This is a genomic window from Campylobacter rectus, from assembly GCF_004803795.1.
GTDB lineage: Bacteria > Campylobacterota > Campylobacteria > Campylobacterales > Campylobacteraceae > Campylobacter_A > Campylobacter_A rectus.
The window spans coordinates 111,947-124,948 of sequence record NZ_CP012543.1 but is presented as its reverse complement, the minus strand read 5'-3'; the positions used below and the strand labels follow the sequence as shown (position 1 = coordinate 124,948).

Genomic DNA, 13,002 nt, shown 5'->3' with positions numbered 1-13,002 from the left:
ACATTTCAAAGTTCGTTAAAATTTTTTAAAATGCTTTTCGCACGTCAAATTCAGCGATCTTTTATATTTTATTTACCGATTTTTGGCTAAATTTGCCGTAAAATTTAAAAAAGGAGAAAAAATGAGTTTATACGATAGAAATTACGCAAACTCAAGGGAACGCGAGGTCGCGAGCGAATATTCGCAAAGCGCGCTTAGCACGTTTATCAAGCAAACTTACCAGCTTTTCGCGGCTTCGCTTTTAGCGGCCAGCGTCGGAGCTTACGTCGGGCTTTTTAGCTCGCTTGGAGTAGCGGTAGCGGGCAACTATTTGCTATTTGTGATATTAGAGCTCGGGCTTTTGGTGGGGCTGCATTTTGCCAAACGCAAAGCCGGTTTAAATTTGGCCTTGCTTTTTGCATTTACCTTTATCAGCGGCCTTACGCTTACGCCTATTTTGGCGCGTACTTTTGCGATGCCGGGAGGCGCGGCGATAGTGGCTCAGGCCTTTACGCTTACGACGGTGGCTTTTGGCGGACTTAGCGTATTTGCGATGAATACCAAACGCGACTTTACCGTATGGGGCAAGATGCTTTTCATCACGCTTATCGTTTTGCTCGTGGCTATGCTGATGAATTTATTTTTTCAGAGCCCGATTTTTCAGGTAGCGCTATCATGCGTAGCCGCGGTTTTGTTTAGCGCGTATATCCTTTACGATACGCAAAATATCATCCGCGGCAACTACGAAACTCCGATCGAAGGCGCGGTCGCTCTTTATCTTGATTTCGTAAATTTATTCGTTTCTTTACTTAGAATTTTAGGATTCATAAACAGTAATGACTAACAAAGAGCGGCTTTACCGCGTCATAGACGCAAATTTAAACCGCTTAAAAGAAGGGCTTAGAGTCGTCGAGGACGTCAGACGTTACGGCTTTGACGACTTAGCCCTCGCTAAAAAAATAAAAACTCTGCGCCACAAAGCAAAAATCCCGCAAAACGAATTCTTAAAATTTCGCGACGCCGCAAACGATGTGCTAAAACCGAGCCTAAAAGATGAGCAAGCTCGCCTAAATTTGGACGATTTACAAACCGCCAACATCAAACGCGCGCAAGAAAGCGCACGGGTGCTGGAGGAGTGCTTTAAGCTCATAGATGTTAAAATTTCGGAGATTTTTAAGGCCGTGCGCTACGAACTTTATGAGATAGAAAAAGAAATTTAACCCAAATTCAAAACTTTTTTAGTATAATCGCGACTAATTTTGAAATTTAAAAAGGATTTTTATGGATTCGCTTTTTTTAGTATTGCAGTTTATTTTCGCGGTAGTTTTGACGATCGCCGTTTTGCTCCAGAAAAGCTCCTCTATCGGACTAGGTGCATATAGCGGCAGCAACGAAAGCCTGTTTGGGGCAAAAGGACCGGCAGGATTTTTGGCTAAATTTACCTTTGTCGTAGGCGTTTTATTTATTTTAAATACCCTTGCTCTAAGCTACGCTTATAATACGCAAAGGAGCAAATCTTTGATCGACTCTATCGACGCATCCGCTTTGCCTAGTGCGCCTAGCGAAGTCCCCGCTGCGCCTGAGTCTAGCGCTCCGGCAGCTCCCAAAGCTCCCGCAAACGAGCAAAAGTAGGCAAATTTGTGAGAATTTTAGCCTCCGTCCTTACGGTTTTTGTATCCGTCCAGCTGGCTTTTGCCGACGCGCATATCTTTAACTATCACAGATTTGACGACGATAGGCACCCGAGCACCAACATTTCTAGCAAAAATTTACGCGAGCAGTTTGACTATTTTAAAGAAAAAGGCTACGAGATCGTGCCGCTCTCAAAGCTAGTGGATGCGATCAAAAACGGCGAGCCGGTATCGGATAACTGGGTCGTTTTAACCGTAGACGACGGCTATAAGAGCTTTTACGAAAAGGGTCTGCCGATATTTTTAGAGTACGGATATCCGTTTGCGCTGATGGTCTATGTCGAGGCTAGCGCGCGAAAATACGGCGACTTTATGACCTTTGAGCAGATCAAAGAGGTCGAAAAATACGGCGAGGTCGGCTATCATTCCTACGGACACCCGCATATGGTCGGTCTAAACGAGGAAAAGCTAAAAAACGACTTTGAGGACGGCATAAGCAAATTTGAAAAAAATATGGGCTACAAGCCGCGATATTTCGCCTATCCGTTCGGCGAATACAACGATAGGGTGCGCGATATGGCGATAGATTACGGCATCGAGGTGATACTTAGCCAAAACTCGGGTGCGGTTGCTGCAAACAGCGATCTGCACGAGCTGGACAGGATCCCTGCGATGAACGGCACCCACCTGCCCTCCGCGCTTGCAAGCAAATTTCTAAAAGCCGAATGGATACTGCCGCAAGACTATCCCAAAGATAATAAAATCAGCGAGATCGTTATAAAAACCGACGAGAACGCGACGCATGGCTACTTCTCGATGAGCGGGCAAAAAACGAAAAAAGTCAAGCTCGAAAACGGACGGATGACGCTTAAATTTAACAAGCCGATCGACCGCTATAAAGTGAGAATGAGCCTTAAGGTAAACGGAAAAACGACGACCAAAATTTTAGTAAAGGATATAAATGCTGAATGAAATTTACAAAAAACAAAAAGAGCATAGCGATAAGTGCATCGAGGGCCTAAAACGCGACTTTAGCACGCTTCGCACGGGCAAGGTAAATATAAGCATAGTCGATAATATTTACGTGGATTATTACGGTAGCCAAACTCCGCTAAACCAAGTCGCCACCATACTAACGAGCGATGCAAGTACCATAAGCATCACGCCATGGGAAAAACCGATGCTAAAAACCATCACTGCAGCCATCTCTGCGGCAAATATCGGAGTAAATCCGAACAACGACGGCGAGAGCGTGAAGCTGTTTTTCCCTCCGATGACGGTCGAGCAACGCCACGAAAACGCCAAACACGCTAAGGCATTCGGCGAAAAAGCTAAAGTCAGCATCAGAAACATCAGAAAAGACGCTAACGACGAGGTAAAAAAGCTCGAAAAAGATAAATCAATCACCGAAGACGAGAGCAAAAAAGGACAAGACGAAGTCCAAAAGATCACCGACAGCTACACGTCAAAGATCGACTCGCTCGTAAAAGAAAAAGAGAGCGAACTTTTAAAAGTTTAAATTTGCGGTAAAGGCTCGTTAAATTTAACGGGCCGCCGATTTATTAAAAATTTTCCCGCTATTTTGCATTTTTGGCACAATTTTTCCGCTATTATCTATTTTGAGTCAAATTTTATCGTTTGGTTAAATTTGTTTTTAAATGCTTAAATTTAAAACCGTTTATATTTAAAAAAGCCCGACAAATTTAGTGTTTGGCACGTCAAACCGCAAGGCTTTTTATGATTTGGTTTGCCGTTTTTAAAGCCGAATTTAGCCCGCCCACGCTATCGCCTCAAAATATGCTTACTTTTTTATCCAAATTTTATCTCTAGCCAGCATTTTGCCTGTCGCGCAAATTTTAAAATACGGCTTTTTGATATGCCAAATTTACTTTTTGCGAAAATTAGCCGACAAAACTAAAATTTTCACGCCCTTCTCGCTTTTTTGCCAAAATTTGCATTCAAATTTAAAATTACTCGCCGCTTATAGCCTGACGGCGATTTCGTTAAATTTAACGGTGATGCAAAAGTCGCAAACCGATATGTCGCCAAAAAGCTCAAGAAATAGTAGCTTAAGCGCGCTTAGGGTAAAATTCGCTCAAATTTTACAAAGGAAAACGATGGATTTAGAGAAGATTTACAAGGATGCGGGCGCGTTTTTGCAGGGGCATTTTTTGCTTAGCAGCGGCAACCACTCGCAGTTTTATCTCCAAAGCGCCAAAGTGCTCGAAGATCCGCAGTTAGCGGGCGCTCTAGCGGACGAGTTAGCCGCCGTCATCGAAAAATCGGGCGTAGAGTTTGACAGCGTCTGTTCGCCCGCTCTAGGCGGCATTTTGGCCGGCTACGAGCTAGCTCGCGCAGCGAAAAAGCGCTTTATCTTTACCGAGCGTATCGAGCGCATTATGAGCCTGCGACGCGGCTTTGAGGTAGGGGAAGGCGAGCGATTCGTCGTCTGCGAGGACATCATCACCACGGGCGGCTCGGCGCTGGAGGCCGCGCGCGTGATCGAGAGCCTAGGCGGCGAGGTCGTGGCGTTTGCCGCGCTTGCCAATCGCGGCTTTTGCAAGGTCGCAAATTTAGCGGGCAGCGTCGCTAAAGCTAGCGCCAAACTACCCGCCGACAAGCCGTTTTTCGCGCTTGGAAACTTTGAGTTTGAGATTTTTGGTCCCGCAAACTGCCCTCTCTGCGCCGACGGAAGCAAGGCGATAAAACCCGGCAGCAGAGGCAACTAAATTTGTTAAATTTCGCGGCTATGGTTGATTTAGCCCCGCAAATTTAGACTGATTTTGCAGGCGTCAATGAATGCAAACAGATCGCAAATCAAATTTGACTCGGCCATGCTGCGTTCCGCGATATTTTGGGCGATAAATTTGACGATAAAATGAGGCCCGCCGTTGCGTTTTTGTAAGTTGCGATCGGAGCGGAATTAAATTTGCGTTGCCGTCTTGTGCATTTGGCGGCGACCGTCAAATTTAGATTTAAGTAAATTTACACCCGCGAAAGCGCGTCCTAAAATTTATGAATTTAAAAACGGCGCATAGTTTCGGCATAAGATAAACGCCGTAAATTTGGAATTCGCGCTTAATGCCGATTTTTGCTTACGCCTTGATAACGATACGGAGCCGGCGATAAATCAAGCGCAAGCAGGCTTGATGAAAAAACATATGAGACGAAAATTATCGATCATCGCAAACGAGTGCGCAGCCAAAAACAAACAAAGACGGCGGAACCCTTAAAGATTGCGCCGAGAAAATAAATTAATTCGGCCGCAACCAAAGCTCCGTTTATGAGCGGAGCAAGGTCGGCCGGATAAGACGGCGCAAGCGGCGGGCGCGCGGAAACGAGGGCGCGGAAATCAGGCCGTAAATTTGCCGCAACAAAGTAAAAGTACTTAAATTTGGGCAATCGCGATCAAATTTGACGCTCAAAAATCCAAAACGAGCGCCCAAAAATAAAGCGAAAAGGAGTAAATTTGACGAAACAAAAAGCGCGGCTAGCCGGCATCGGCGCGCGAGTAAAGGCCTTTATCACCGATCTTTTCTTGATCGGGATGCCGATATACTACCTCACGACCTATGTTTTTTTGGAGGGCAAAGACGACTTTTTGCACAACCAAGCCGCGATATTTGCGGCAAATCTTGCGGTCGCTCTTATCTGCTGCGCCTTTTTTGCGATCAAAGCCCAGACGCCCGGCTACCGCTCGCAAAATATCTACCTCATCGACCTGCGTAGCGGCCGCAAGCTAGGTTTCGCGCGCGTTTTGCTCCGCTACGCGTGCTTTTTGCTCGCAGGAGTGAGTATAGTCGGGCTTTGCCTCTGTTTTTTTCGCAAGGACGCGCTAAATTTACACGATCTGCTCACGCACTCGGCCGCCGTCTGCAAAAAAACGGAATGATTTTTGTCCGTTTGAGTGCGCTTTTATCTAAATTTGATAGGTTTTTGCTCATTGGGCGGCGATTTTGTCCGAATTTAAGCCGAATTTAACCGCGATTTTATGATTTTAGCATAACCCGCATTCGTTTTATTGATACTTAAATCAAAGCGGCAACTTTCGCAAATTTAAGCTCAAATTTTACACGCATCCGCTAAATCCGACGATCTCTTGCAAAATCGCGCGCTAAAAAACCTCTAAATTTAACCCGAATCCGGCGTTTAATTTTAAAACCTCTCCGCGCTAAATTCGCCCGAGTTTTTGCGGTACAGGTTTGCAAAGGGCTAAATTTGACTGAGCTCTCTTGCTAAAATGAAATCCCCTAACCGCAAAATCCGTAAATTTACCCTAACTCGTAAAAGCGCAAAGATAATCGCTCATAGTTGCGAGTCTGCGGTCTTTGCGTTTTACCCGCACCGTGCCTTTTACGGCGAGCGATTTTAAAGTATCGCGCCAAATTTAACCCGCTCGCCGCCCCGTCAAATTTAAATCTTTAAACCAAATTTCGTTACAATCGCCCCCGATAAGGAAAAATATGCAAAAAATAATGGGATTTACGAGAACGCGGGAAAACGCGGAGAAAAAAGGCGCGCTGATACCTAGCGACTTCACGCACGCGGCCATCATCGGAGAGACGGGCAGCGGCAAGACGACGGCGATGATATATCCGAATTTGCTTGACCGCATGCAAAACGGCTACGCGGTGTTCGCCGTGGATTATAAAGGCGGCGAAAGCGCCAAGATCAAGGCTCTAGCGCGCAGAGCGGGCCGCCTAAAAGACGTCGTGAGCGTAGGTGCGAGGCTGGACGTGCCTATAAATCTCATCGCCTCGATGAAGCCGCGGGACTTTAAAAACTGCGTGAAAAAGCCGATGGAATCAAGAGAAAAGTTTTGGGAGGAGTTTGGCTCGAGCATCGCGACGGAGTTTTTTAAGGTTTTAAAGGCGCTTAAAATTTTCGCTAAAAAAATCACGCCGCTAAACGACTACTACACGGACGCATTCTACGCCGACGTGCGCACGCTCGCGCGGGATTTTACCTTTGACGTCGCTACGATACTGCGCCTCTCGCAAGACCTAGAAAAGATGCTCGAGTTTAAAGACGCGCTGAGCCTAATCTGCGACAATCTCGACTCCTCGACGCTAAATTTCACCCGCGAGACGATAATGATAAACCGAGCGTTTTTGGCCACCGCGGACGAGTTTTTGGACGCGACGAGCCGCTACAAGGACATCGGCGACGAGCGCACGAGGGATGATTTTCGCAACTACTCGATGATGATGTCGCCGTTTCTGGGCCTCATGAACGACGACTCGCTAAACGGCGACGGAGACGGCGCTGCGGGCGACGCGAGCATCGCAGGGCTGCTAAATAGCGGCAAGATCGTGATATTTAACGCCGCAAGCTGCGACAAAAGCGCGCTGAGCTTCCTGCTAAACAGCTTCCTGCCCGAGCTTTTAAAGCGCGTAACGATGAAGCAAAAAAGGCCCATTAGCCTATTTCTCGACGAGTCGGCGAAGCTGCTGAGCGAGAACACCGAGCTAAACGAAGAGATCCTGCGCGAGTGCGAGGTGGAGCTGGTGCTTGCGTTTCAAAACGAGTTTTTGCTCAAGCGCGCGATAGGCGGCACGGCGTACGAGGCGCTGATGGGCAACCTCACCAACCGCTACTTCATGCGCAACAAGGACGTCGTGAGGCTGGGCGGCAGCGAGGTAGACTGCTCGACGCTGGAGAAATTCGAGTGCGTGCTAGACGGCGACAAGATCGCACTGGAGCCTATTTTCATAGACGAGGCGGAGTGCCTGCAAGCGCAGCTAGAGTTTGAGCGCGAGAACCGCCTGCACGAGCGACTGCTGGGCAAAATTTACGAAAACCGCGTGATAGAATTTGACGAGGAGATCGTGGACGATGGCAAAATCTGGGTGCGCGACGTGGATACGGGCGAGCGCGAATGCGTGTTTTTTAGCGACGAGGTGCTGGATATCCGCCCGCAAGATATCTATAAACGCCCGCCAAATACCGGCGGCTACAACATCTCGCTCGAAGACGGCACGGACGACGCGCAGATAAGCTTTAGGTAAATTTGACGGCGACTAAGCGAGAGTGCGGGTTAAATTTGACGAATTTAAAGAAAATTTATGGCACCAAACCCTATAAACAGCGGTGATTTGAAGGCAATATAAATTTAAACGGTGACCATTGACGATTTTACAAACGCTAAAGCGCGCCGGTTTTGTGGCGCTGATTTTAGTTTTTTACGCGATAAATTTTTAAAATTTGAGCTAAAATAACAAAAAAAGGAGGCCGAATGCAAACGCAGGATAAAATCGCTGTCGATATCGGTCAAATTTCACAGGAAACTTTAAAAAGCTACGATAGATGGCGCTTTTTCAAGTATCTTTTTGCGGGGATTTTAGCGACCTTCATAGTTTTTCTCGTGTCGCTTTTGGAAGTAGACCACGATCATCCGTATTCGCTTTTTGCGTTCGGGGCGATGCTTTTCGTGTCGTTTTTGATCATACTTGCTTGTCTAGGCGCGCTTAGACGAAAACGATACAGCGTGTTTTTGTTTAGCGACGAGGGCAAAGCTTTTACGGCTTTAAGCACCGAGGTTATCGCTCTTTTTTGTCTTGTGGCAAGCGTGATAGCATTGTATTTTCAGATAAAATCAGGTACGGGGCCTAACGGAATGCTTATGATATTTTCCATCATAATAACGCCGGTCACGATAATAGCCCACAATGCCAATGACGAATTTGCTGCCGATGAGACCGTGTATCTGCCGCAAAGAGCGTTAAGGTCGAAAGAAAAAAGCGAAAAAGCGGCTGACGAAGCGACCGGCGAACAAAATTTAAGCCAAGCGGGCAACGAAACGCAAGCCGCCCAAAGCGAAGCGGCTGAATCCGAGCGCAAATTTGAGGGCGCGAACCGCGAAGTCGAGCCAAGTCAAAGCGATGAGGAAGCCGAAGCGCTGGAATACGGCAAAGCCTTAGCGCAAATCCCTGAAAATTTAAAGCGCAGATATCAGATTCATCGCTTAATCAGATTTGCCTTCGTGAGCTTTGCAGTGATGGCTTTTTTGATTTTATCTTCAAATTCCGATAAGGGATTGTACGGAGCATTTATAGTTAGCGCCGTTTGCGTGCTTGTATTTTTCTTTACAAATCGTAGATACAGCAAGCTTTTTATTGAAGATCCCGAAGGAAGCAATGCGATTTTTGGGTTAGAAAATTTTGCGATTATGACGCTGGTTTTGTATTATCCTGTCGGCTCGCTGTTTTTTATGGACAAGGCTGTGCATAGTAGTGATGCGGCAGCGACTTTTGTTTATTTGTATTTGCCGCTAATCCCGATACTGTCAATAATAACTATTGTTTGTCTGGTGCGAAATTTGAGCGTTTACGAGGAGATAAAAGAGTAAAATCGGGCTAAATTTGACTGCAAAATCTATGTTGCGAGATAAATTTAGTCAAATTCGCAATATCCGCGCCAAAACGCATTTGACTAAATTTGACCACGTCCGCTTCAGGCTCAAATTTAAGCTCTAGCGGGAAAATCCGAGTTTGGTCGCCGAAGCAGGCGCGGGTGTATGCGCGTTAGGTTTTAAATTCCAACGGAGCGAATTTATGCAACGCCGCAGAAATAAAATATACTCCCACCAACTTATTGCTTTAAATTCCGACGGATAAATTTAATCTCAGAATTTCGTCAGACATTCAAACCGCACAAATTTAAATCAAGACCGCCAAAATGCGCTATTTTCATCAAATTTAAGGGGTTTTGCGCGCACGCTTGGGCTAAATTTGGCCAAACTACCGCGCCCTTTTTCCGCTTAAATTTAACCCGAATTCGTCGCACGGTCTCAAGCTAAATTTAAAATTTAACCCCGTGATTTAGCAGTTTTCTCACGCCTAGATTCGTGTCGATGCCCGTGATTATGGCGTTGTAGATATATTCTTTGCCTTGTTGGATGGCGCTTTCTAGGCTCTCGCCGCGAGCGAGCAGGCAGGCTAGCGAGCTAGAAAACGTGCAGCCCGCGCCGATGATAACCAGCGGGTCGGCTAGCGGCGTCTCAAAGTTTTGCACGCTACCGTCCTTGCGGTAAAGCGTGTCGATGCTTTTGCCTACGACGATGTGTTTTTTCACGATCACGTCGCACGGCAAATTCGTAAAATCATCGCCGAAAAGCACGTCCGCTTCGCGCAGGTTCGGCGTCGTGACGGCGGCAAATTTCATCAGCTCTTTTAGTCGCTCGATGGCGCTATCTTTGATGAGTTTGTGCCCCATTTTCGAGACGCAGACGGGATCTAGCACCACGGGAGCGGAGTTTTTTTCTAAAAAGCTCTGCACGACGTCCATGATAGGCTCGTTAAAGAGCATGCCGATCTTAACGGCGTCGAAGCTAAACTCTGCCGCGAGCATCCCCAGCTGATCGGCGATGAATGAGGGATCTAGCGAGACGATATTTTTGATCTTGTCCGTATTTTCGGCCGTTAGCGCCGTGACCGCCGTCGCGCTATAGCAGCCAAAGTGCGCGCATGCCTTGATATCGGCTTGCAGTCCCGCGCCGCCGTTGCTGCATGAGCCCGCGATGATGAGGATTTTTTTCATTTTTTGCCTTTTTTCGTTTTTGAAAGCCGTATTATAAACGACATTGCATTAACGACGCGTTAAACATAGAAATTTATAAAATTTTAAATCTATTTGCACTACAATTTCTATAAAGATTATCAAAATAAAGGAGAAAAAGAGATGGAAAAGATCGCTTTTACCGATGCCGTTTCAGAGACTCTGCTCATAAATTTATACCTTAGAAGCCTCGAAAACAAGCACCCCGAGCCGATTTTAAAAGACGAGTTTTCAAAGGACGTCGTAAACCGCATCGAGTATGATTTCGCTAAATTTGACCGCTCAAAGCTAAGCAGGGTCGGCGTAGCCATACGGGCGAGGTTTTTCGACGATTGGATAGTAAAATTTACCCGCACGCACCCGAGCGCCGTCATCGTGCAGCTTGGCGCGGGGCTTGATACCAGACCCCTGCGGCTAGCTCCTCTTTGCCCCGAGGCGACCTTTTATGACCTTGATCTACCCGACGTCATAGCCCTTCGCGACAAGCTCGTACCCAAAGCGCCGCGAAACTACGGCCTACCCTGCTCGATGTTAGAGACTGCGTGGATGGATGAGCTGGCCGCAAAGCACGCGGGAGAGGAGTTTGTTTTCGTGCTAGAAGGCGTGTCGATGTTTTTTGAAAAGCCGATTTTTCGGGAGTTTTTCTTAAATTTGGCGGCGCGATTTAGCGGGCTGGTGCTGGTCGATCTACTCAACGACTTCGCGACAAAAATGAATACACGCAAACACGACACGCTAAAATTTATGAAAGAGGAGGTAAAAATCAAGATGGGTATCGCGGGCGCGGACGAGGTCGAGGCGTGGGATAAAGAGCGCATAAAGTGCCTGGAAATCGGCACGATGATGAATATGTACAAACACCGCTGGGGGTTAGTTGGACGCGTGATGAGCTGGATAAAACCGTTTCGCGAGGCGTGCAGGATGTTTGTTTTCGCTCTGGGTAAGCGCGGATAAATTTGCTCAAATTTAGGCTAAATTTGGCGGCAAATTTGACGGATTTGCGAGCTAACCTGCACCTTTATGACGCTAAAGTCCTTATGCACGCTCAAATTTGACGCTGCCGTAAAAACTTGACTAAATTTCAAACCTAAGTTTTAGCTTATTAAATTTTAGCTATAATCCAGGCTTCATAGATGGGTGTCCGAGCGGTTGAAGGAGCACGCCTGGAACGCGTGTAAGGTGAATAGCCTTCGAGGGTTCAAATCCCTTCCCATCTGCCACCACTTCAAGAAACACACAGACCCCCCCCCGCAAGTTACAGCAATAAAATCCCGTTTTTAACGATAATTTAAAGCATTTTTACATAAACTTACGACAATAAAAAGAAACCAAAAGAAACTCGCAGCGGCGATTTTTTGCTGACTATTTGGCCGACTATCTAAAAAAATCAGCCAAAATGATATATAGTACCCAAACTGCAAGCGAAGCAGAGCTAAAAAAATTAATAAAAAGTAGCAAAAGGGTATTTTGAGAAGAAAGCATAAGGGATTGCGCGTTTTTATGCTTTATGCATTCGTGCGCTAGAAAAAACGCGAAAATTTGCCGTATGAAACGAGATATATTTTAGAAAAAGCCCATTATATGTAAAATAAAAAATAGCAATGCCGACGAGATGTTTTTAAAAGTAGATTGCTCTTAAATTTGCCTTGTTGGCTATCATTAATCCCATTTTACTTTGTGAAAAAAATGAGTATATCGATATTATTGGGATCTTTTAAGGCTTCGTTTTTGGTTATGAAATCGTCATCCAAATTTAATCCTTTTAATGGTTCTATCTCTTGCGCAATACAATCTAGCCGTCTGATATCCGGCTTTTTATCTCGTACCTGATCTATCCAACCTTAATATATATTTTAGTTTTTGACTTCTGCAATTTTCCTTGTAATTAAATTGAAAGAAACCGCTTTGATTTTTTGCCGTAGAGTTGTTTCAACTCGAGCGCGTCGATACCGAATAATCTAATTTTGATTTGCTGTTTGCCTTGAAGTGCCGTGATCGTGTCGCCGTCGTGAATAGAGACGGCTTTGCCGGAGAAGGCGAAAAGAGGGGAGGCTATCACGAGGATAGCCGCAACAAATTTTAACACGAAAATTAAGCCACGCCTAATAGTTTTTCTAGGCTATCGTATATCTGATCTTTATCCGCAAACTGTATGGGCTCATACCCTACCTTTAAAAGGGCGTCTTTAAACATTGCGGTCTTGTTGGTAATTCTGAGCTCTGGTGTAGTAATGCCATATATGCCGCTAAAGTTAGGTATTTCTAATTGGCGGTTGAATGCGCGCCCAATATCCTCTTTGTTCTCTATGCTGCCTAAGATTGACGGGTATTCTCTGTCTTTTACTATTAGACTAAAATCAAACCCGTCTCTTTTTTTGATCTTTATGCTATTTTTAAATTCTTTATCTGCTAACTCTCTAACCGCTTCTTTTATATGCTCTCTATTGATACCTTGGGGCTTATCGCGCTTTGTTCCGAATTTGTAATAGATGTATCGATAAAATAGCTCATTTAGCTCATTCTCCATATTGTCAAAAGCGTGGAAAAACTGCGTCTGGCTAAACCTAAAATTGTCAAAATATTCTTTTGATAGTGCCTGTTCTAGCTCTTTTTCGCTTGATACCCCCGACAATAGAGCGTTAATGTAATCAACTGTATATGCAAGCACTCTTTTGTTTATAAATGGCGACACGCCCATTCTTTTTATGATTTCGTCGCTTACGAGTTCAAATTTAAAGACGGTATCGTCAAATATGACCACGCCGATATTTAAAAATTCAAGCGATAATTTATCCATATACCAATGAATAACTTTGTATTTTGCAAGTTTCATTTTA

12 protein-coding genes and 1 tRNA gene are annotated in these 13,002 nt (G+C 45.6%); 11 read left to right on the top strand and 2 right to left on the bottom strand.

Going from position 1 to position 13,002, the window contains the following annotated elements:
* The first annotated feature begins 121 nt into the window (after positions 1-121).
* The 9 genes from CRECT_RS00700 (at position 122) to CRECT_RS00660 (ending at position 8,958) form a co-directional block, all read left to right on the top strand.
* Complete coding sequence (locus CRECT_RS00700; protein ID WP_039887632.1) at positions 122-823, top strand: Bax inhibitor-1/YccA family protein; 702 nt, start codon at positions 122-124, stop codon at positions 821-823.
* Positions 816-1,199, top strand: a complete 384-nt coding sequence (locus CRECT_RS00695; protein ID WP_002943048.1) for a hypothetical protein — start codon at positions 816-818, stop codon at positions 1,197-1,199. Before CRECT_RS00700 ends, CRECT_RS00695 begins: the two co-directional genes overlap by 8 nt.
* Positions 1,200-1,260: 61 nt before the next feature.
* The gene (secG, locus tag CRECT_RS00690) at positions 1,261-1,611 is read left to right on the top strand and encodes a preprotein translocase subunit SecG (RefSeq protein WP_039887634.1); all 351 of its coding nucleotides are present in this window, start codon (positions 1,261-1,263) and stop codon (positions 1,609-1,611) included.
* Between the two features lie 14 nt (positions 1,612-1,625).
* Positions 1,626-2,582, top strand: a complete 957-nt coding sequence (locus tag CRECT_RS00685) for a polysaccharide deacetylase family protein (protein ID WP_390885599.1) — start codon at positions 1,626-1,628, stop codon at positions 2,580-2,582.
* Positions 2,572-3,129: a ribosome recycling factor gene (gene frr / locus CRECT_RS00680; RefSeq protein ID WP_002943142.1), complete on the top strand. Its 558-nt coding sequence runs from the start codon at positions 2,572-2,574 to the stop codon at positions 3,127-3,129. The genes CRECT_RS00685 and frr overlap by 11 nt, the downstream gene beginning before the upstream one ends.
* 598 nt (positions 3,130-3,727) lie before the next feature.
* Positions 3,728-4,339 carry an orotate phosphoribosyltransferase gene (pyrE, locus tag CRECT_RS00675; RefSeq protein ID WP_039887689.1) on the top strand — a complete coding sequence of 204 codons (612 nt, stop codon included), beginning with the start codon at positions 3,728-3,730 and terminating at the stop codon, positions 4,337-4,339.
* A 740-nt stretch (positions 4,340-5,079) separates the two neighbouring features.
* Positions 5,080-5,502, top strand: coding sequence for an RDD family protein (locus CRECT_RS00670; RefSeq protein WP_002943309.1), 423 nt, complete (start codon positions 5,080-5,082; stop codon positions 5,500-5,502).
* 571 nt (positions 5,503-6,073) lie between these two features.
* A complete protein-coding gene (locus CRECT_RS00665) occupies positions 6,074-7,618 on the top strand; it encodes a type IV secretory system conjugative DNA transfer family protein (RefSeq protein WP_002943557.1) in 1,545 nt (514 codons plus the stop codon).
* A gap of 227 nt (positions 7,619-7,845) precedes the next feature.
* Positions 7,846-8,958, top strand: coding sequence for a hypothetical protein (locus CRECT_RS00660; protein WP_002943590.1), 1,113 nt, complete (start codon positions 7,846-7,848; stop codon positions 8,956-8,958).
* A 452-nt stretch (positions 8,959-9,410) separates the two neighbouring features.
* Here CRECT_RS00660 and CRECT_RS00655 read toward each other — a convergent pair whose 3' ends face one another.
* Positions 9,411-10,148 (bottom strand): hydroxymethylpyrimidine/phosphomethylpyrimidine kinase, encoded by a 738-nt coding sequence (locus CRECT_RS00655; RefSeq protein WP_002943034.1) that lies wholly within the window; start codon positions 10,146-10,148, stop codon positions 9,411-9,413.
* Positions 10,149-10,289: 141 nt separating this feature from the next.
* Between CRECT_RS00655 and CRECT_RS00650 the strand changes: the two genes are divergently transcribed.
* Both CRECT_RS00650 and CRECT_RS00645 read left to right on the top strand, forming a co-directional pair.
* Positions 10,290-11,120 (top strand): class I SAM-dependent methyltransferase, encoded by an 831-nt coding sequence (locus CRECT_RS00650; RefSeq protein ID WP_002943299.1) that lies wholly within the window; start codon positions 10,290-10,292, stop codon positions 11,118-11,120.
* 177 nt (positions 11,121-11,297) lie between these two features.
* Positions 11,298-11,386, top strand: a tRNA-Ser gene (locus CRECT_RS00645).
* A gap of 871 nt (positions 11,387-12,257) precedes the next feature.
* Here the strand turns inward: CRECT_RS00645 and CRECT_RS00640 are convergent.
* Entirely contained in the window at positions 12,258-12,998 is a 741-nt protein-coding gene (locus tag CRECT_RS00640; RefSeq protein WP_002943096.1) for a hypothetical protein, read from the bottom strand.
* Positions 12,999-13,002: the final 4 nt, after the last annotated feature.

Excerpts from the sequence above, each read along its gene's own strand:
- CRECT_RS00700 (WP_039887632.1), top strand. The coding sequence starts at position 122 with ATGAGTTTATACGATAGAAATTACGCAAACTCAAGGGAACGCGAGGTC.
- CRECT_RS00695 (WP_002943048.1), top strand. The coding sequence starts at position 816 with ATGACTAACAAAGAGCGGCTTTACCGCGTCATAGACGCAAATTTAAAC.
- secG (WP_039887634.1), top strand. The coding sequence starts at position 1,261 with ATGGATTCGCTTTTTTTAGTATTGCAGTTTATTTTCGCGGTAGTTTTG.
- frr (WP_002943142.1), top strand. The coding sequence starts at position 2,572 with ATGCTGAATGAAATTTACAAAAAACAAAAAGAGCATAGCGATAAGTGC.
- pyrE (WP_039887689.1), top strand. The coding sequence starts at position 3,728 with ATGGATTTAGAGAAGATTTACAAGGATGCGGGCGCGTTTTTGCAGGGG.
- CRECT_RS00665 (WP_002943557.1), top strand. The coding sequence starts at position 6,074 with ATGCAAAAAATAATGGGATTTACGAGAACGCGGGAAAACGCGGAGAAA.
- CRECT_RS00660 (WP_002943590.1), top strand. The coding sequence starts at position 7,846 with ATGCAAACGCAGGATAAAATCGCTGTCGATATCGGTCAAATTTCACAG.
- CRECT_RS00655 (WP_002943034.1), bottom strand. The coding sequence starts at position 10,148 with ATGAAAAAAATCCTCATCATCGCGGGCTCATGCAGCAACGGCGGCGCG.
- CRECT_RS00650 (WP_002943299.1), top strand. The coding sequence starts at position 10,290 with ATGGAAAAGATCGCTTTTACCGATGCCGTTTCAGAGACTCTGCTCATA.
- CRECT_RS00640 (WP_002943096.1), bottom strand. The coding sequence starts at position 12,998 with ATGAAACTTGCAAAATACAAAGTTATTCATTGGTATATGGATAAATTA.